This window comes from Clostridium sp. AT4, assembly GCF_001517625.2.
GTDB lineage: Bacteria > Bacillota > Clostridia > Lachnospirales > Lachnospiraceae > Enterocloster.
In genome coordinates, this window is sequence record NZ_LN999828.1 from 699,027 (window position 1) to 718,969 (window position 19,943).

The 19,943-nt window shown below is 45.6% G+C and carries 19 protein-coding genes, 1 tRNA gene and 1 pseudogene; 20 read left to right on the forward strand and 1 reads right to left on the reverse strand.

All coding sequences use genetic code 11. From position 1 onward, the window contains the following. Positions 1–4 precede the first annotated feature (4 nt). The 4 genes from BN3656_RS09560 (at position 5) to BN3656_RS09575 (ending at position 2,798) form a co-directional block, all read left to right on the forward strand. Positions 5–433, forward strand: coding sequence for a hypothetical protein (locus BN3656_RS09560; protein ID WP_066547209.1), 429 nt, complete (start codon positions 5–7; stop codon positions 431–433). Between the two features lie 418 nt (positions 434–851). Further along, positions 852–935: transfer RNA gene (locus tag BN3656_RS09565), tRNA-Leu, on the forward strand. Between the two features lie 193 nt (positions 936–1,128). Next, the gene (locus BN3656_RS09570) at positions 1,129–1,866 is read left to right on the forward strand and encodes an ATP-binding cassette domain-containing protein (protein WP_066547211.1); all 738 of its coding nucleotides are present in this window, start codon (positions 1,129–1,131) and stop codon (positions 1,864–1,866) included. Positions 1,867–1,880: 14 nt separating this feature from the next. After that, positions 1,881–2,798, forward strand: coding sequence for a SufD family Fe-S cluster assembly protein (locus tag BN3656_RS09575; protein WP_066547213.1), 918 nt, complete (start codon positions 1,881–1,883; stop codon positions 2,796–2,798). Positions 2,799–2,821: 23 nt separating this feature from the next. On the opposite strand, the gene BN3656_RS09580 is transcribed toward BN3656_RS09575, so the two are convergent. Next, on the reverse strand, positions 2,822–3,802 hold the full coding sequence (locus BN3656_RS09580) for an AraC family transcriptional regulator (protein ID WP_066547215.1): 981 nt from the start codon (positions 3,800–3,802) through the stop codon (positions 2,822–2,824). A 171-nt stretch (positions 3,803–3,973) separates the two neighbouring features. Between BN3656_RS09580 and rhaB the strand changes: the two genes are divergently transcribed. The 16 genes and pseudogenes from rhaB (at position 3,974) to BN3656_RS09665 (ending at position 19,733) form a co-directional block, all read left to right on the forward strand. Then, positions 3,974–5,380, forward strand: coding sequence for a rhamnulokinase (gene rhaB, locus BN3656_RS09585; RefSeq protein ID WP_066547218.1), 1,407 nt, complete (start codon positions 3,974–3,976; stop codon positions 5,378–5,380). A 30-nt stretch (positions 5,381–5,410) separates the two neighbouring features. Then, a complete protein-coding gene (locus BN3656_RS09590) occupies positions 5,411–6,670 on the forward strand; it encodes an L-rhamnose isomerase (RefSeq protein ID WP_066547221.1) in 1,260 nt (419 codons plus the stop codon). A gap of 14 nt (positions 6,671–6,684) precedes the next feature. Then, on the forward strand, positions 6,685–7,509 hold the full coding sequence (gene rhaD / locus BN3656_RS09595; protein WP_066547224.1) for a rhamnulose-1-phosphate aldolase: 825 nt from the start codon (positions 6,685–6,687) through the stop codon (positions 7,507–7,509). Positions 7,510–7,522: 13 nt separating this feature from the next. Next, on the forward strand, positions 7,523–7,837 hold the full coding sequence (gene rhaM / locus BN3656_RS09600; protein WP_066547227.1) for an L-rhamnose mutarotase: 315 nt from the start codon (positions 7,523–7,525) through the stop codon (positions 7,835–7,837). 151 nt (positions 7,838–7,988) lie between these two features. Further along, positions 7,989–8,923, forward strand: a pseudogene (locus BN3656_RS17090) (DUF2264 domain-containing protein); the annotation flags it as partial. 12 nt (positions 8,924–8,935) lie between these two features. Continuing rightward, positions 8,936–9,682, forward strand: a complete 747-nt coding sequence (locus BN3656_RS17095) for a hypothetical protein (protein WP_347461177.1) — start codon at positions 8,936–8,938, stop codon at positions 9,680–9,682. After that, the gene (locus tag BN3656_RS09620; protein ID WP_066547234.1) at positions 9,666–10,796 is read left to right on the forward strand and encodes a glycoside hydrolase family 88 protein; all 1,131 of its coding nucleotides are present in this window, start codon (positions 9,666–9,668) and stop codon (positions 10,794–10,796) included. Before BN3656_RS17095 ends, BN3656_RS09620 begins: the two co-directional genes overlap by 17 nt. Before the next feature lie 88 nt (positions 10,797–10,884). Beyond that, entirely contained in the window at positions 10,885–12,666 is a 1,782-nt protein-coding gene (locus BN3656_RS09625) for a S8 family peptidase (RefSeq protein ID WP_242962977.1), read from the forward strand. A gap of 195 nt (positions 12,667–12,861) precedes the next feature. Beyond that, the gene (locus tag BN3656_RS09630) at positions 12,862–13,209 is read left to right on the forward strand and encodes a TnpV protein (protein WP_015541855.1); all 348 of its coding nucleotides are present in this window, start codon (positions 12,862–12,864) and stop codon (positions 13,207–13,209) included. A gap of 120 nt (positions 13,210–13,329) precedes the next feature. Further along, positions 13,330–15,159, forward strand: coding sequence for a phage/plasmid primase, P4 family (locus BN3656_RS09635; protein ID WP_347460920.1), 1,830 nt, complete (start codon positions 13,330–13,332; stop codon positions 15,157–15,159). Positions 15,160–15,353: 194 nt separating this feature from the next. Then, positions 15,354–16,298, forward strand: coding sequence for a ParM/StbA family protein (locus BN3656_RS09640; RefSeq protein WP_066547238.1), 945 nt, complete (start codon positions 15,354–15,356; stop codon positions 16,296–16,298). Further along, positions 16,295–16,747 carry a hypothetical protein gene (locus BN3656_RS09645; RefSeq protein ID WP_066547240.1) on the forward strand — a complete coding sequence of 151 codons (453 nt, stop codon included), beginning with the start codon at positions 16,295–16,297 and terminating at the stop codon, positions 16,745–16,747. Before BN3656_RS09640 ends, BN3656_RS09645 begins: the two co-directional genes overlap by 4 nt. Positions 16,748–16,904: 157 nt before the next feature. Further along, on the forward strand, positions 16,905–17,168 hold the full coding sequence (locus tag BN3656_RS16680) for a hypothetical protein (RefSeq protein WP_066547243.1): 264 nt from the start codon (positions 16,905–16,907) through the stop codon (positions 17,166–17,168). A gap of 351 nt (positions 17,169–17,519) precedes the next feature. Then, positions 17,520–17,900: a plasmid mobilization relaxosome protein MobC gene (gene mobC / locus BN3656_RS09655; RefSeq protein ID WP_167544874.1), complete on the forward strand. Its 381-nt coding sequence runs from the start codon at positions 17,520–17,522 to the stop codon at positions 17,898–17,900. Then, entirely contained in the window at positions 17,849–19,090 is a 1,242-nt protein-coding gene (locus tag BN3656_RS09660; RefSeq protein ID WP_179297085.1) for a relaxase/mobilization nuclease domain-containing protein, read from the forward strand. Before mobC ends, BN3656_RS09660 begins: the two co-directional genes overlap by 52 nt. Next, a complete protein-coding gene (locus BN3656_RS09665; protein ID WP_242962979.1) occupies positions 19,026–19,733 on the forward strand; it encodes a DUF6040 family protein in 708 nt (235 codons plus the stop codon). The genes BN3656_RS09660 and BN3656_RS09665 overlap by 65 nt, the downstream gene beginning before the upstream one ends. Positions 19,734–19,943: the final 210 nt, after the last annotated feature.

Consider the following 19,943-nt stretch of genomic DNA (forward strand, 5'->3'; position numbering starts at 1 on the left):
GTGTATGGATGGTAAAAGCAGAAGCTATATGAGGGCTGTATGTGCAGTTCTGGCAGCAGGACTTTTGACGGCGGGCTGTGGAAAAGAAGAAACAGCGGCAGCGGAAACAGCGGAGATAGCAGTCCCGGAAGCCGCAAAAAGAGCAGAGGGTTCGGAAACTACCGCATCTGCAGAGTTTTTTTCAGAGTTTAAAAATACGATGTTTATATTTTCAAGCGGTGCAGGTGCATGGAGGACGGAGCTTCAGATCCGGGAAGACGGCAGCTTTTCGGGACGATTTGAGGATGCCAATATGGGAGAAATCGGAGAAGAGAATCCGCAGGGAACCATATATGAGTCTGTGTTCACAGGCCGTCTTGGATCTCCTGTCCGGCTGGATGAAAACAGCTATCAGGTGGACATTTTGGAGATGGAATATGAAAATCCATTGTAAACAGAGGAAATTATGTTGTTGTGAATTCAGTCCATTCTTATGGCTTTGTGGGAGAGGATCTGGCAGTTCGGATGAGGGAGAGGGTAGCGGGATTGGATCCAAGACAAGGAAACGGATGCAGATGAGGCCGGAAAGGAGTTTGAAGGAGGAAGTATGCAGCTCATGGCATACAGTTTAAAGGCAATGGAGATTACCAGAGAGAGGGTCTATGAGTTGATGGAGCTGTTGGATTGATGGCTTGCAATGTTAATTACGGAGCATGGAAGATAATAAAGGCTAAAAAGCGGCAAAAAATCTGTTAAAAAATGGCGCAAAAAAGTTAAAAAAGTCGTTGACAAATCCGCTGCTATCCGATATAATAGTCTTCGTTGCTGAGACAGCCAGTAAGAATTACTGCTAAACAGCAAAAACAGAAAATGCAGAAGTGGCGGAATTGGCAGACGCGCACGGTTCAGGTCCGTGTGGTAGTAATACCTTGAGGGTTCGACTCCCTTCTTCTGCAGGATATGAGCAGGAAGTCAGAAAACTGGCTTCCTGTTTTGCTATGTGATAAATGCAGCAGACATTTTTTACCCTAAGAGGTAAATTATAATAGTAATTTGTCCATAAATAGTATATACTGTAAGTTGTGTGGCCATTTGCCGCAGATGCGGCTGGCCTTAAAACGGGACGAAAAGAGAGGTAGGAGTGTCATTATGCTTAGATTGGAAAATCTCTCCTTTGAAGTAAATGACGACAAAGGAGAAAAGGGCATTATCAAGGATATAAGCCTGACAGTAGATGATGGGAAATTTGTGGTGATCACAGGACCCAACGGCGGCGGTAAATCCACCACGGCTAAACTGATCATGGGAATCGAGCATCCCACAGGGGGAAAGATCTGGTTTGACGGGGAGGACATTACAGAAAAGAGCATTACAGACCGTGCAAAGATGGGTATCAGTTTTGCATTCCAGCAGCCGGTTCGCTTTAAGGGAGTTCAGGTGATCGATCTTCTCCGTCTGGCTTCCGGCAAGAAGCTTACCGTGTCCGAGGCCTGTCAGTATTTATCCGAGGTAGGACTCTGTGCCAAGGATTATATTAACCGTGAGGTCAATGGCAGCCTGTCAGGAGGCGAATTAAAGCGCATTGAGATTGCCACTATTCTTGCAAGAGGGGCAAAGCTGTCCGTATTTGACGAGCCTGAGGCGGGAATCGACCTTTGGAGCTTCCAGAACCTGATTCAGGTATTTGAGCGCATGCGCCAGAATACAAAGGGTTCCATCCTGATCATTTCCCATCAGGAGCGTATTTTAAATATTGCCGATGAGATCGTTGTGATCGCAGACGGAAAAATCGTAAATCAGGGTACAAGGGATGAGATCATGCCAAAGATCATGGGAACGGCTTCTGCAGTGGATGCCTGCTCCGGTTTCCTTGATTCCGTGCAGTAAGGGAGGACATGAGGATGGATCAGATCGAAGAGAGATTATTAGAGGAAGTGGCTGACCTTCACGGAGTGCCGGAGGGAGCCTACAATATCCGTGCCAACGGCCAGATGGCAGGAAGAAATACAACCGCCAATATTGACATTACCACAAAGACGGACAAGCCGGGAATTGACATCCGCATTAAGGCGGGTACAAAGCATGAGAGCGTGCATATTCCGGTGGTATTAAGCGCCAGCGGCTTAAAGGAAGTGGTTTACAATGACTTCTATATCGGGGATGATGCTGATGTGGTGATCGTGGCAGGCTGCGGCATCCACAACTGCGGAGTCCAGGATTCGGAGCATGACGGCATCCACCGCTTCTTTGTAGGTAAAAATGCTAAGGTTAAATACGTAGAAAAGCACTATGGCGAGGGAGACGGGGAAGGAAAACGTTTGTTAAATCCCGTTTCTGAAGTATATATGGAAGAAAATAGCCTGATGGAAATGGAAATGGTTCAGATCAAGGGCGTAGATTCCACCAACCGCACTAACAAGGCCGTACTGGCAGCAGGTGCAAAGCTTCTGGTCCGCGAGCGCCTTTTAACCCATGGAGATCAGGTGGCAGAAAGTACCTATGATGTGGAATTAAACGGAGACGGCTCCAGCGCAGACGTGGTTTCACGTTCTGTTGCAAAGGATCACTCAAAACAGATATTCAAGTCCAATCTGATCGGAAATGCAAAGTGCAGCGGCCATACAGAGTGTGACGCCATTATCATGGACGATGCCAAAATCGTAGCAGTTCCCGGTCTGGTGGCTGATAATATTGATGCGGCCCTGATCCATGAGGCTGCCATCGGAAAGATCGCAGGCGAGCAGATCGTAAAGCTTATGACTCTGGGACTGACAGAGGCAGAGGCAGAGGCCCAGATCGTAAATGGCTTCCTGAAATAAAGAGAAAGAGCCGGGGAAGGGATTTAACCCTCCTCCGGTTCTTTTTTTAACGCCATCCGGTATTGTCTGGGAGTCTGGCCAAAGGTCTGCTTAAAAATCCGGTGGAAATAGCTGAAATTTTCATACCCCACAGCCATGCTGATATCCAGCACGGACAGAGCGGTGGAACGCAGGAGAAAGCAGGCCTGGTTCAGCCGCTTTTTTTGAACCAGCTCTGTGTAGGTGCAGCCGGAGAGACGGCGGATGGCCCGGGACAGCCAGGTTAAGTCGCAGTGAAGCCGTGCGGCAAGAGAAGTCAGCTCTCCGTCCTTATAGTGCTCCTCCACATACTGGTAGACCTGCATGAGAATTTCCTGCTCAAATGAGGTGCGTCCGGCCTGAATACGGTCAGTGTAATTTAAAAGCTGCAGAAAGAGAAGCCCCATGGTGATCTGGTTCATAAGCCGTTTATTCTGAAGCTCATGGGAAAGGGTCCAGAGCAGATTTTCCAGCAGATTCTGGACGGGGAGGATGTCGGAAACCTTAAAATGCAGATAGGACAGGGGAGAGTCTGCAGTCTGGAGACAGCCTACCACAAAATCCCTCAGCATACTCTGTTCGGAGCCAAGCATTGCAAGGGTCTGATCAAAAAATTCCGGCAGAATGATGAAATTGACGGCCACATCCTCTTTCCCGGCAGGAAGGATTTCCTGAGAGGCATGCTGATTTAAAATCAGAAGTTCCCCTCTTTGAAGGATAAGTTCTGTGCCATTTATGATATGAGTGGTAGAACCGGAACACATATAGATCATCTCCACGTAGTTGTGAGTGTGTCTGGGAAAATAGACAAAGCGGGTGTGGGGGCGGAACTGGATCAGCCGCCCCTCTTTGAGCATCTTTTCGCTGGTGATCACAAAATCAGAGCCTTCTGAATAAAGGGTTCGGTCTATGCCTGTTTTTCCATCAAGGATATCCTGTTCTTCTTCTGTAATATGGCTCAGTTCCCTCAAAAGCCGTTCATTCATAAATACTCCCCTTATCTGTCTGCAGAAGGCATTTTTGCTGTTCACAGTATACCACAACTCTGCAAATAAGGACAGTTTTTTAGCCAAAAACCGTTCTTTTTTTGCCCGCTGCCTTCAGGTACAATAAAGCCATGACAAAACGTGTGGTGAAACGGTAAAAGGAGGAGGGCTATGGAACGCTATTATCTGGCCATAGACATCGGAGCTTCCAGTGGCCGTCATATGCTTGGGCATATAGAGGACGGGAAAATGATCCTGGAGGAAATCTGGCGCTTTGAAAACGGCATGAAGGACCGGGAAGGAAGCCTGTGCTGGGATCTGGATGCGCTGTTTGAGGAAATCAAGACAGGAATGAAGCGATGTAAGGAACTGGGAAAGATCCCTGTATCTATGGGAATTGACACCTGGGCCGTGGATTATGTGCTTTTGGATGAAAAGGATCAGGTACTGGGAAAAACCTATGGATACCGTGACGGCCGCACTCAGGGAGTGGATGAGGATGTATATAAGATCATTTCGGAAGAAGAGCTTTACAGCCGCACCGGAATCCAGAAGCAGAGCTTTAATACCATTTATCAGCTGATGGCAGTAAAGAAAAATAATCCGGAGCACCTGAAGGCGGCAAAAACCTTTTTAATGCTGCCGGACTATTTTCATTTTCTGCTCACAGGACAGAAATGTTCGGAGTACACCAATGCAACTTCGACTCAGCTGATAAATGCACAGACAAATGACTGGGATTGGGAGCTGATTGGACGCCTGGGATATCCCCAGGAAATGTTCCTTCCCTTAAGCCAGCCGGGAAGGTTGGTGGGAAGCTTTACAAAAGAAATAGAAGAAGAGGTGGGATTTTCCTGCGAAGTAGTTCTTCCCGCTACCCACGATACGGGCTCTGCTGTTATGGCAGTGCCTGGTGAGGGCGATAAAAACCTCTATATCAGCTCCGGTACCTGGTCCTTGATGGGAATTGAAAATAAAACAGCCATCTGTACCGAAGAGAGCCGGAAACGGAATTTCACCAATGAGGGCGGATATGAATATCGTTACCGTTATCTTAAAAACATTATGGGACTGTGGATGATCCAGTCTGTGAGAAAGGAACTGGAAAATAAGTATTCTTTTGCAGAGCTGTGCGCCATGGCTTCCAGGCGCAGCGATTTCCCCTCCAGAGTGGACGTAAATGATCCGGTATTCTTAGCGCCGGATTCCATGATCCGGGCGATCCGGGAAATGTGTGCAAAGACCGGGCATCCGGTTCCTGAAACACCGGATGAACTGGCCGCAGTGGTGTATGAAAGCTTAAGCGACAGCTACAGAGAGACCGCAGAGGAAATCGAAGGCCTTACGGGCAGTCATTATAATACTATCTGTATCGTGGGCGGTGGTTCCAATGCGGAGTATTTAAACCGCCTGACTGCTAAGAAATCTGGCCGCCGGGTGCTTGCAGGGCCGGGAGAAGCCACGGCCATCGGAAATCTGATGGCTCAGATGATTCAAAAAGGAGAATTTGACACCTTAGAACAGGCCCGCAGGTGTGTGGGAACGTCATTTTCCATCCATGAATATATGCCGGAATGATAACCAGAATCAATCGAAAGGAGAATTGTTATGAATCAGACAGAACGCTATGAATCAGCAAAAGAGATGTATAAAAGCCTGGGAATCGACACAGACCAGGTGATCCAGACCTTAAAAAACATTCCTGTTTCCCTTCACTGCTGGCAGGGAGATGACGTAAAGGGCTTTGATCAGGACGGCCCCCTAACCGGCGGTATCCAGACCACAGGAAACTATCCGGGAAGAGCCAGAACGCCTCAGGAGCTGATGGATGACATGGAGATGGCTATGAGCCTGATGCCGGGCAAAAAGAAATTAAACCTCCATGCAAGCTATGCCATTTTTGAGGAGGGGGAGAATGCAGACAGGGATCAGCTAGAGCCAAAGTATTTTGCGAAGTGGGTGGAATTTGCCAAAAAGCACAATATGGGCATTGATTTTAACCCTACCTTCTTCTCCCATGAAAAGGTAAAGGACGGACAGACCTTATCCAGTCCTGATAAGGAAACGAGGGAGTTCTGGATCCGCCATGGAAAGGCCTGCATCCGTATTTCCCAGTATTTCGCTCAGGAGACAGGAGTTCCATGCGTAATGAATATCTGGACAGGCGACGGCTTTAAGGATGTGCCTGCAGACCGGATGGGTCCCAGAATGCGCTATAAGGAATCGATTGAGGAGATTTTATCAGAGCCGTACGATCCAGAGCTTGTTAAGCCCTGTGTAGAGTCCAAGGTATTCGGTATCGGCGTTGAATCTTATACGGCAGGCTCCGCCGAATTTGCCCTTTCCTTTGCAGCAACCCATAAAGGAGTACTGCCCTTAATGGACAACGGACATTATCACCCTACAGAGATGGTCTCTGACAAGATTCCCGCCCTTCTTTGCTTCTTCCCGGAGATTGCCCTTCACGTGACCCGTCCGGTGCGCTGGGACAGCGACCATGTGGTGCTTTTTGATGATGAGACAAAGGAAATCGCAAAGGAGATCGTAAGAAATAACGCCTTAGACCGTGTTTATATTGCGCTGGATTACTTTGACGCCAGCATCAACCGTATTTCTGCATGGGCTGTGGGCTTTAGAAGCTTCCAGAAAGCACTGCTGTCCGCACTTCTTACGCCGGCAGCTCTGTTAAAGGAGCTTCAGGATGAGAACCGCATGACAGAGCTTATGATGATGCAGGAGGAGTTAAAGCTGTATCCATTGGGCGATGTATGGAATGAATACTGCCGTCAGTGCGGTGTGGAAAGTGACCAGAGCTGGTTTGAAAAAGTAAAAATATATGAGAAAGACGTACTGTCACAGAGAAAATAAGGAGGAAATTGAAAATGAGATTTTTAGATGCAGAATTTGTTCAGGGTTTTATCCGCATGGCAAACGACGGCTGGGAGCAGGGATGGCATGAGAGAAATGGAGGAAATATATCCTACCGTGTAAAGGATGAGGAAGTAGAGAGCGTAAAGGAAGAATTAGAGCCAAAGGAATGGCGTCCCATCGGAACTACAGTTCCAGCTCTGGGCGGAGAGTATTTCCTTGTAACAGGCAGCGGAAAGTATCTCAGAAATGTAATTATTAAGCCTGAGGATTCCATCTGCATGATCGAGTTAGATCAGGCAGGAGAGAATTACCGCATCGTATGGGGGTTAGTAAACGGCGGAAAGCCAACCAGCGAGCTCCCTTCCCACCTGATGAACCATGAAGTAAAGAAAATCGCAACAAACGGTGCATACCGGGTAATCTATCATGCCCATACGGTGAATGTGATTGCCCTCACCTTTGTACTGCCTCTGAAAGATGAGGTATTTACAAGAGAGCTCTGGGAAATGGCAACGGAATGTCCGGTCGTATTCCCTGCCGGTATCGGCGTTGTGCCCTGGATGGTTCCCGGCGGCCGGGATATCGCGGTGGCTACCAGTGAGCTTATGAAACAGTATGATGTGGCTATTTGGGCGCATCATGGAACCTTTGCCGCAGGCGAGGACTTTGACATCACCTTTGGACTGATGCATACCGTAGAAAAATCTGCGGAGATTCTGGTTAAGATGCTGTCCATGCGCCCGGATAAGCTTCAGACCATCACTCCTCAGAATTTCAGGGATCTGGCAAAGGATTTTCATGTAACTCTGCCGGAGAAGTTTTTATACGAGAAATAAAGGAGGCATCTGCATGATCCGAAAAGCCTTTAAGATGTTTTTATATCCGGGCATGGAAGAGGAGTATGAAAAGCGTCACAACCTGCTTTGGCCGGAAATGAAGGAAATGATCCACGCTCACGGAGGCCATAATTATTCCATCTATTTAGACCGGGAAACCCATGTGCTTTACGGCTATATTGAAATCGAGGATGAAGCGCTCTGGGCCGCCTCCGTCGATACGCCCATTAACAGAAAATGGTGGGACTTTATGGCGGATATTATGGAAACAAACGAGGATAACAGTCCTGTAAGCGTTGATCTTGCGCCGGTGTTTCATTTGGATTAGGGGGAACCGGCAGGAACAGAAAACTGAGGAAGCTGCAAAGTCCTTAATGGAGCAGTATCAGGAGATTTTAGACGAATTGAAAGCAGAATAAGAGATACAAAAGGAGAATGATATGAAGAAGAAAGCGGATTATCAGAAGATGCTCCTTAAAATGATACGCCCTCTGACCCGTCATTATACTGATGACGGGTCCGGACTTTATCTGGGAGCATTTTCGGCAGGATATGGAAACCGAATTGCAGAAATGGAAGGATTTTCCAGGGTTTTATGGGGGCTGGCCTCCTACTGGGCCGGGGGAGGAGAAGACGAAAGCCTTCTTTCAGTTTACCAGAAAGGACTGGCGGCAGGAACGGATCCTGAGGCTTCTTCCTACTGAGGAGATCTTCACAATAAGGATCAGCGGATGGTGGAAATGGCGGCTATCAGCTATGGCATTTTACTGGTGCCGGAAAAGCTGTGGGAGCCGTTAAGTGAGGCATCAAAGGATCATCTGGCAGATTGGCTGTATCAGATCAATCTTTATTCTCAGGCGGATAATAACTGGCATTACTTTAAGGTGATTGTCAATCTGGCGCTAAAGAGCGTGGGAAAGAAATGGAATCCTGAAGAAGTGAAAAAAGCCATGGACCGCTATGAGTCCTTTTATCTGGGAAACGGCTGGTATTCAGACGGAAACGGCCTCAGAAGGATTATTATGTGTCCTTTGGCATTCATTTTTACTGTCTGCTGTATGCACGGTTTATGGAAAAGGAAGATCCGGAGCATACGGCTCTTTTTAAGGAACGCGCAAAGACATTTTCAGAGAGCTTTATCTACTGGTTTGATGATGAGGGAAAGGCCCTGCCCTTTGGCCGTTCTCTGACTTACCGGTTTGCACAGGCAGCCTTTTTTTCCGCCTGTGCCCTGGCAGGAGTGGAGTGTATTTCCTGGGGCGTGATGAAGGGGATTGTGGCCCGTCATCTGGATTACTGGATGAAGCAGCCGATTTTTGATAATGGAGGAATCCTGACGGTAGGTTATACCTATCCAAACCTTCTTATGTCTGAGACATATAATGCTCCCGGTTCTCCCTACTGGGCCTTAAAGGCCTTTGTATTTTTGGCTCTGCCGGACGATCATCCCTTCTGGCAGGCAGAGGAGGAGTCTCTTCCTTCCCTTGAGCCGGTTCAATGTATCCGGGAATGCGATATGCTGATCTGCCACAGGCCTCATGAGGCAGTGGCTCTTACAGCCGGACAGTATCCTACCATGGAGCATCCCATGGCGGCGGAAAAATATGCCAAGTTTGCTTATTCTACCGTGTTTGGATACTGCGTATCCCGTTCCTTCCATTGTCTGGAGCAGGCCGGGACAGACAGTATGCTGGCATTTTATGTCCATGGAATGTACTATGTGCGCCGCAGGTGTCTGGAGCATAGGGTAACAGAAACGGAAGTTTATGCAAGATGGAGTCCCATAGAGGGAATTGAAGTGGAAACCTGGCTGATTCTGGCAGAGGGAGGCCATCTGTGCAGGCACAGGATTGTAAGCCAGCTGTCTTGTGAGGCCTATGACTGTGGATTTTCCTATCCGGACTGCATGGAGCAGACCAGCCAGACAGAAGAGGAGCATATGGCGGCAGTGTGGGATGAAAATGGTGAAAGCCGTCTGAGTGCTTCCATGGGTCAGGGAACGGTGATCCGTCCTTTTTCCAATATGAACCTGATTTTTCCAAATGTGCGTATTCCTGCGGTACATCTTGCTATTGAGCCGGGCGTTACGGAATTTGAAAGTATGGTTACAGCTTCTTTTACACAGAAGGATATTGTGATCGGAGGAGGAAACTGCTATGCCTTACGGGATTGATAATGAAACAGAGGAATGGTTTAAAGGCCTGGAGAAAAAGTTGTATGCAAAGCTTAAGACCCAGTGCCTGAGGCTTGGGAGCATCATGCCCTATGTGCCGGAGCATGGCTGTTACTATGATATGGGGGCCAGAGAACTGACTGCCTGGACGAACGGCTTTTATGCCGGTATGCTGTGGCAGATGTATCACGCATTTAAAGAGGAAGAGTTCCGCAGGGCCGCAGAGGGGATAGAGGAGCGCCTGGACGCTGCCCTTGAGGAATTTGTAAAACTGGATCATGATGTGGGTTTTCTGTGGCTTCACACGGCGGTAGCCGACTGGAGGCTTACAGGCAATGAAACCTCCAGAAAGAGAGGCCTCCATGCAGCCGGGATTCTGGCCGGAAGGTACAATCCGGCCGGACATTATATCCGGGCCTGGAATGGAGTACGGCAGGGAGTTGCCATTGTGGACTGTCTTATGAATCTGCCGCTTTTATATTGGGCAGCACAGGAAAATGAGTCTCCTGCCTGGAAGCAGATTGCCATAGAGCATACGGAAATGGCCCTGCACTATATTCTGCGGCCTGACGGTTCCAGTAATCATATGGTGGATTTTGATCCCGAAACAGGGGAATATAAAGATAATCCCGGAGGACAGGGATATGAAAGCGGCTCCTCCTGGAGCAGAGGCCAATCCTGGGCCATTTACGGGATGGCTCTGGCATACCGTTATACGAAAAATCAGGCCTATCTGGATGCAGCCAAGCGGTCGGCTCATTATTTTATGGCAAATGTTTCTTTAAATGACTATATTCCCCTTCTTGATTTCAGGGCGCCGAAGGAGCCGGTTTATATTGACACTACTGCCGGAGCCTGTGCGGCCTGCGGCCTTTTAGAACTCTCAGAGCATGTGGGAGAATATGAAAAGCCGCTTTATGTACAATCCGCTTTAAGATGCCTGAAGGCGGTTCAGGCATTTTGCGAGTGGGATCCTGATAAGGATTCGATCCTGGACGGAGGTTCTGCACGGTATGACAGGGCCTCAGACCGCCAGGTTCCGATTATTTACGGCGATTATTTCCTTACAGAGGCTAATCTGCGTTTTAGAGAAAAAGCATTTTTGATCTGGTAAAAAATAGGTATAATACGAATGCCCGGGACATAGACTCAGAGGGAAAAAGCCCTGCTGAGGGGATGATTCTTCCGGGAGGAATATGTCTTTGGATGTAGTGGATCAGAAGCGGGAAAATCTTTTAAATCTGGCTTTAAGTGCTTCAGAGGAAGAACGTCTTAAATCAGAAAATCTGGAAATAGGATACGATCCGGAAGATAAAACATGGGAGCTGATCCTGCGTTATTCGGGAAATCTGAACCGCCTGAGAGAGCTTTCGGATCAGGGAGTCACGGTGAGAGAACTTTTTAACGGATATGCCATTGCCAGAGTTCCCCAGGGGCTCTTAGACCAGGTCAGCGGTATTCGTGAGATTCAGTATATCGAAAAACCAAAGAGGCTGTTCTTTACCATGGATATGGCAAAGGCAGCCTCTTGTCTTTTGGGGATTCAGCCGGGGAGAAGAGAGGGAGGAAGGCCATCTGGAACGGAGCCGGGCAGCCTTACAGGCGTCCTGGAGCACGGGCTTACGGGAAAAGGGGTGATCCTGGGAATCATTGATTCAGGAATCGATTATCTTCATCCGGATTTCAGAAATGAAGACGGCAGTACCCGGATTTTGTATCTGTGGGATCAGGATCTGGGAGAAGTGTATAACAGAGAGGACATAAACCGGGCGCTGGCAGCATATGGGGAACAAAATGACAGGAGAGCGGCTCTTAACATAGTGCCTTCTGTGGATGTCAGCGGCCACGGCACCGCAGCGGCAGCCATAGCTGCGGGAAACGGACGGGGAAGTGATGGAGTTTACCGGGGAGTGGCCTATGAAAGCGAGCTTATTGCAGTAAAGCTGGGAACTTCTCCCAAGGACAGTTTTCCCAGGACCACTCAGCTTATGGAAGGCCTGGATTTTATATTAAAGAGAGCCATTCTGCTTGAGCGCCCGGTGGCTGTTAATGTCAGCTTTGGAAATACCTATGGTTCCCATGACGGAACCAGCCTCCTGGAAACCTTTATGAATGAAGCCTCCAATTACAGCCGAAATGTAATTGTCACAGGTACGGGAAACGAAGGAGCGTCAGCAGGCCACATGGCGGGACAGCTTGTCATTGGAGAAAGGGAAAGGATTGAGCTGTCTGTAGCTCCCTTTGAGACCAGTTTCAGTGTACAGCTCTGGAAGTCCTATGCAGATCAGTTTTCCATTCTCCTTACAGCGCCTGATGGACGGAGCCTGGGGCCGATTGAAGAACGGCTGGGGCCTCAAAGACTGGAAAATGGAAATACACGTATTCTGATCTATTATGGAAAGCCCAGTCCCTACAGCCGGGCTCAGGAGGTTTACTTTGATTTTATTCCTTTGAAGGATTACACCGACAGCGGGATCTGGACCTTTCAGCTGACACCAATAGAGCTTGTCACAGGCCATTATGATTTCTGGCTTCCTTCAGGCCGGATTTTAAATCCCTCCACCCGTTTTCTTCGTCCGGTGCCGGAGACAACACTTACGATTCCTTCCACAGCATCAGGGGTTATTTCTGTAGGAGCATATAATGATTCAAATCTGGCATATGCGGATTTTTCCGGCCGTGGCTTTACCAGGCAGACCAGGCAGGTAAAGCCGGATCTGGCTGCTCCCGGAGTCGATATCATCACCGCAAAAGCAGGAGGGGGATATGAAGCGGTGACAGGAACCTCCTTTGCAGCCCCATTTGTCACGGGGAGCGCGGCGCTTTTGATGCAGTGGGGCATTGTAGACGGAAACGACCCCTTTCTTTATGGGGAAAAGGTAAAGGCCTACCTCATCCGCGGCGCCCGCCATCTTCCCGGTTATACAGAATGGCCGAATGAGAGGGTGGGGTATGGGGAGGACGTTATAATAAGGTTACATTGAAGAAAGTCAGTAAAATCAAGTGTTTCCGTTCATTTTCCCAACACAGAAACGAAGCACTTTTACCATGATTTTGAAGAAAATCTGCCCGGGTTGGATTCAAAATGATATGGAAAGAAAGATTTGTAGCAATGACGTAACATGAACAGTTGGTTCTGTTACAGACAACAGTTTAAACGAAAGAGAGGTCATAGGGATATGAAACTGACTTATACAAATGTAAATGGATACCTGATTCCGAATCTCACCTATAAATCCGGTGAGCAGATGGAGCAACTTGGCAAATATGGATTTCTTCGCAGAGATTATCTGAAGAACCATCGAAACTCAACGTATCAGGTGATGCTTTTACAGGATACGATTGGCGAGCATCTTCTGGAAGTGGACAAGGCAGCAAGAGAACGGGAAGAAGTAATCTTGGAGCAGTTGGAAGAAAAAGAACCACTGCCAGATAAGGAGAAAGATCAGATGGCATGGGTAAGAGCAGCTAATCAGCACAGAGCGATTGCAGAGGAGATTATCTTGAAAGAATTGATTTATGCATAAGGATTGCCAGTAACCAATCTGGCAGGTAACTGATAAAAATAGAATATTGTGAGCGAAGTAAGGCGTGAGTCATAAAATATGGCTTGCGTCTTTTTCTTTGCCTGAAAGGAAGTGATAAGTTTGAACAAGAAGTTTTTGAAGCATTATATGGAAACCAATCCAGAAGGGACAGCACAAACCTATATCTTTCTGGTGGACAATCAGGATATAGCGTTGAATATTGTAATGTCAGGATATCAGGCAATCTGTCTGGTGCAGGAAGATGACGGATATTATTTCAGTGCAGATTCTTTTATAGAGGAAATGAGGTCTATTCAGTTTACTGGAAGCTGTCAGAGTGCCTATCATTATGTGGCTGCCTGTACAGTGAAGTGGATGAATGATAAGTTACAGACATTTTTCAAAGACGCTGGTCTCGACGGAAAAGCAGGCTGGCAGTTGTTCAAAGAGAAAGAGTATCTTGGCAAACTGGATAATCAGAAAGAAGTTGAGAAATTACTGGAACAGTATATTCTGCGTTTTGAACGAGATCCGAGAGAAGAACCGGAACTGAGTCGTTTTCACTTATTTGATGCAAAAGGAAATGTGAAAGGCGTTCGGGATATGGAGATTGTAGATTATCTGGTGGAGAATGTTCAGTTTTTTGTGGTAGGAATCACACCGTATTATTATGAGCATGGTGTTTTCCTGGAAGACCATGATGGGGTAAGAATGAAATACCGTATCCAGAAGCTGATCTATCGTGACCAGGTACAGAGTGGAGTGATCAAAAGAATCTATAATCTGCTGATCGCACAGCCAAAAGTTCACCGAGAGGCATATGAACTAAATAAACAACCTGTGAGGTGGATCAACTTCAAAAATGGATATTATGATCCGGTTACGGGTGAAATGCTGGAACACAATCCGGATTATCTGACAATCAATCAGATTCCATTTCCCTATTATCCAGAGGATTGTGAGCAGGTGTTACAAGGTGGAGAAAATATCAAAAAGTATCTGGCATCGTCTCTTCCAAATAAAGAAGAACAGCAGACATTCTGGGAGTATTTTGGATACTGCATGACACAGGATACGCAGTTTCAGAAATTCCTTACATTGAAAGGAAATGGTGGAACCGGAAAGTCTGTGGCAGTATCACTGATCCAGCATGTAGTTGGAATCACCAATATGTCCAGCATTTCTTTACAGGATTTGAACAAACGATTCTATGCGACTGGAATGTATGGAAAGCTGTTAAATGCCTGTGCGGATATTCCATGCAAGGCAATGGAGAATACAGATGTATTAAAGAAAGCAGTCGGTGAGGACACACTGATTTATGAGAAAAAAGGACAGGATGCAATTCATTTCCACTCTTATGCAAAGCTGCTTTTTTCTACCAATGAAATGCCGCAGAATCTTGAGGATAAGTCAGATGCTTTTTACCGTAGACTACTGATTCTTGATATGAACCGGGTAGTAAAAAGTGGTGAAAAAGATCTGCACTTAAAGGAAAAGGTACAGGCAGAATCCGATTATGCAATTCATATGGCGATGATTGCATTGAAAAATCTGTACGAACAGGGAAAGTTCACGGAGAGCGAACACAGCAAAGAATGTGTAAGAGAGGTACAGCGGTCATCTGACAGTATCTGTGCTTTTATTGATGAGTCATTGGTGCGTGCCAAAGGAAAACGTCTGAAACGAAGTGAAGTGTTCCATATGTATGAGGAATACTGCAAAGATAATGGCAGACAGGGGCATGGTAAATCCAACTTTTTCAGGAATATGACAGATAAAGGTTTCCTTCTGAAGCAGTACAATGGTGAGTTCTATTATCAGGATATTGCAGTTAAGGAAGAAGATTTTTGTCCTGTAGATCCAGAAGAAAGAATACCTTTTGAAGAAACAGATACAGATTATAAACAGTTACAATTAAATATGAATCAGGGAATTAAGGGTATTTAGGGCAAAATAAGCAAAAAGAAATGTTACCGGAGCAGGAGAAATAACAAAGATAGCTGCCAGAGTACATAAAATTTTGCTTTTTTTACACTGACTGCCCTTTTTATGTATCAACATTTTAGCTGATACAAATATAGGTTTTTCCCAAATTTGGGAGAAAGTCAAAAATAAATATTAAGAAAGTATGAGGTATGATTATGAGAATGATGAAAAACAACAATAATGAGACAGTTATGGTGATCGGGATTGATCATGGGTATGGAAACATGAAAACAGCCACCAGATGCTTTCCATCCGGTGTAGCCAGATATGACAAGGAGCCAATCTTTCAGAACAATCTTCTTGTTTACAATGGCATGTATTACCAGATCGGAGAGGAACACAAGGAGTTCTGTGCAGAAAAAACGCAGGACGAGGACTATTATGTGCTGACACTGGCGGCTATCGCAAGGGAACTGGATGGGAAAGGTATGAATCGGGCAAAGGTACACATTGCAGCCGGACTTCCACTTACCTGGGTAGCTACACAGAAAGAAGATTTCCAGAAATATCTTCTCCAGAATGAATGTGTGGATTTTACATTCCGCAATAAAGAATATCATGTGGAGTTTGCAGGTGCTGATATTTACCCACAGGGATTTGCAGCAGCCTTTTACCGCTTACAGGATTTTAAAGGTATCAACATGCTGGCAGATATTGGAAACGGAACTATGAATATCATGTATATCAATAATTCCCGTCCATTAGAGAAGAAATGCTTTACAGAGAAATATGGAACGCACCAGTGTGTGCTTGCAGTCAGGGAATCTTTGTTGAAAGAACTGGGCACAGTGGTGGATGATCTGGTGATTGAGCAGGTGATCCGTACCGGGACAGCAGATATTGGTGAGAAATATCTGACAGTCATTCGCAAAGCTGCCGGAGATTATACGAAAGAAATTTTCCATAAGCTGAGAGAACGGGAATATAATCCAGAACTGATGCGTCTGTATGTAGTGGGCGGTGGCGGTTGTATGATCCAGAACTTCGGAGAATATGACAAGAACCGAGTGACGATTGTACGGGACATCTGTGCCACAGCGAAAGGTTATGAAGCAATGACCGTAAGGAAAATCCAGAGAAACGGAGGGATGCTTGTATGAGAAAAGAACGGAAAATCATCAATACAAATATCCGTTTGAATCTTAGTGATGAACAAGACAGGCAGGCATGGGAATATTTGCAGACGATGGACAGGGAAAAATATAAATCATACACCAGAGCAGTTGTAGTTGCTTTAAACGATTATTTTTCCAAAGAGTACAGGAATGAAGCAGATCCGTATCTGGAAACCAGAGAAAAGGAAGATGCGTTTCTGGAAAGGGTGGAAACAGCTATCCGGGATGGAGTGAAAGAATCCGTCCCGATGGCTATAGCGAAGAATCTGATGGAAATGCTTGTACCGTTTGTAAAAGAATCGGTAGGAGAAATTAATCTGCCGGACAGAACACTAACAATGGAGAAAACGGATGGAGAGATTGCAGAAGATAATCTGGACTGGGAGAAAGAAGCTGATATGGATGCAGCACTGGATTTTGCAGACAGTTTTTAGATAATTACGAAATAGCAGTAACAGGAAAACAGACTGACAGTAAGGAATAGCTTTACAAAAACAGAATAGCAGAAAAAGACAATGGCAGTGATGGCATTTCAGACATTATGAATTGGAGAAATGTTTATGACTGCTATTTTTAGGTCTTTTAGCAGAGATGGAAAGAGAGTCAGAAAAAGACAGACAGAAATTACAGGAAAATATAACAGAAAAGCGTTGGCAGATGGGTGGATGGAACAAGCAAGGCGAAGAAAAGAATAGAGTGCCGGATACGGCACATGATTGTCCGATACTTCGCATCGGAGTGATGCATGAACAGCCTGTTTCAGAAAGAGAAAATCTATCGAAATGGGAGCTTTTCTATTTTTTTCACAGTCTGTCCCTGCACCACAAAACCACCGTCATCTCCATTTTGATCTGATAACGTAGAGTGGAAAATATGGCTTGGTGGGTGTCGGTTCAGTGGTGGGGAGATGACAGGCAAGTTTCGCAAAGTGGCAAGCCACTCTGCACCGGAGACAGCCTTTGGGCTGTTCCTAAACTTGCCAGAGGGATCTGCCCCTTGGAACCCCGGCACGTCAATGACGTAAGTATTTCTGCGAAATGTCCACTGGACATTCCTACGGAATACTTACGGATTGACTAGGACTCTGTCCTGCACCTGTATAAGAGAGCGTTGCACTCTCTTATAAATCTCCTGCCAATATGCCACCAGAACGCTGTGGCTGTTAACAAAGAATGAAAATCAAGCAATGAAAGGAGACAAAAGCCTATGAGAAAACGAAATCATACAGTAACCATACGGATGAATAAAGAGGAATACGATTTGTTTCAGAGCAAGGTTAAAGAATCCGGAAGAACACAGCAGGAAGTTGTGATAAAAGCAATCGCAGACTTGAAGATAGCATCGGCAGAGGAAATAGAAGAACTGAAAAGACTGAACCAGATGTTTGCGGATATCCTTTGTCAGCTCCGGGGAGCTACGACAAATATCAACCAGATTGCAAGAAAACTGCATACAGATGGAGAAATCCCAAACGACAGTATGTTGTATTTCCTCAATAAAAATATTCTCAAGTATCGGAAGGAGAGTGAAAGGATATGGCAGTTAATAAGACGATTAATAAGCGGACAAATACACATGGAGCAATGAGAAATTGTATTGAATATGTTTTACGGCAGGACAAGACAAGTGAGCTGCTTACTTATGTAACAGGCCCGTACTGTCACAATGAAATTAATTATGATCTGGTGTACAGAACCTTTTTGGAAGAAAAGAAGATGTGGAATAAAGATACAGGGAGAATGTATGCCCACAACATTATTTCCTGGCATAAGGATGAGCAGATCACCCCGGAGCAGGCATTTGAATTTGGAAAAGAGTTTGCAGAAAATTGGTTCAGTGGATTCCAGACCTTAGTGGCTGTGCATAAGGATAAAGACCATGTCCACTGCCATTTGGTTACTAATTCAGTGAGTTATGAAGATGGGAGAAAGCTGCATAACACCAGAAAAGATCTGGAACGTATGAAACAGCTTACCAATCAGATGTGCCGGGAACGAGGACTGACCGTTGCCGAAAAAGGAAAGCATTTTGATGGAAGTCAGATTGAAAAAGGGGAAGTCATTGCATGGAGCAAAGACAAATATAATCTGTTCCGTCAGCAGGTAAAGGATAGCTTTGTAGCGGACTGTGCAATGGCAGTGTTAAAAGCACTGGAAAATTGTATCAGCAAAGAAAAGTTTATAGAAAAAATGAAGCAGTTCGGATGGAACGTAAACTGGACAGAGAAACGGAAGCACATTACTTTTCAGAACCAAGAGGGAAAGAAAGTACGTGACAGTAATCTGTTCAAAACATTTCATTTGGATATCAGCAAGGAGGGACTAGAGAATGAATTTAATGGAAATAGGGAAAAATCCAGAGTTGCAGCCGACAGAGACAGCAGAGCAGACGAAGAACTCAGAAACTATTACAGAGAGCTTGACGCAGCCATCAAAGACGCCAGAGGAATCGCCGATCAAACTCAAAGTGGAGAGGGATATTCTCGTACAGAGTTTCGAGAAAGCGAAAGCGTTCATGCGAACACAGAAAAAGCAGATCCAGACACTGGAAGAAGAGAAACAGACGATCTTATCCGACAGGCAGAGATTGCGAGAAGAAGTTCGGAAATCAACCGTAGAAATTCAGCGTCTGACAACCGAACTGTCCGAAACGCAGAAGCTGAATCAATCGCTTCAGCAGAACAACGACGATCTGAGAAACAGAAATGGCTTAATGAGCAGGAGCGAGCAAGAGCAGCTCGAAGAAGAAATAAAAGACGTTCGGGACCAGAACTCTAAATTACAGATACAGGTGAATAAATCATCTGTTGAAGCAGTGGATGAAGCACAGAAGAAACAAAAAGAAGCAGAGAAAAAGATGGAGCAGGCAGAATCCAAAGCCCGTAACGAAAAGAAACGTGCTGAGCTGGAAATCCGTAAAGCGAAAAAAGAAGTAAAGGACAGAACGGAAAACATGAAGGCTATGGAGTATTTCTGGGGAATGGGATACATTACGGTAGTTCTGTTTGCAATTCTACAGAATGGTGCTTTTCAACATGATTTCATAGATTTTTTCATGACTCCATTCATGTGGTATGTTCAATTTTGTAAATGGCTGGTATATCCAACTTATGATAATGGATTTAACCAGAAAATAGCATATGCAGGTGGAGAAGTATGGGTTATCAGGATTCTGGCAATCGTAGCTGTGCTTTTCATTGCGGGAATCTTAATGGCGATAATTATGGAAACAATAAAACAATACAAAAAAATGTGGAACGAAATTTCACAAATGTTTTTGATTGGAAGCCTTTCATGTATAGCAGTGCTTGGAGATGTAATCAGAGGGTATCTACCTGTGAATTTGATCCTGTTATTTGTGTTTGTCAATATGGGAATCGTGTTGCTCAGAGTGTACCGGGCGTCCCTGACATGCAATTGAATCCATGCTACTAAATAGACAAGGAAGCAAGTTTATAATATATCTTCCAAATCAGGATTAGGAAAAATCACAGTTTTGTGATTTTTCCTTCTTGGATATGTTTATACAGTACATATCATTAGCCAAAATATTTCCTATTATGTATTTAAGAAATTCTATTTTCTTTATGAAATCTTCAAAATTTGCAGTTATCCTTTTAGCATAATCAAA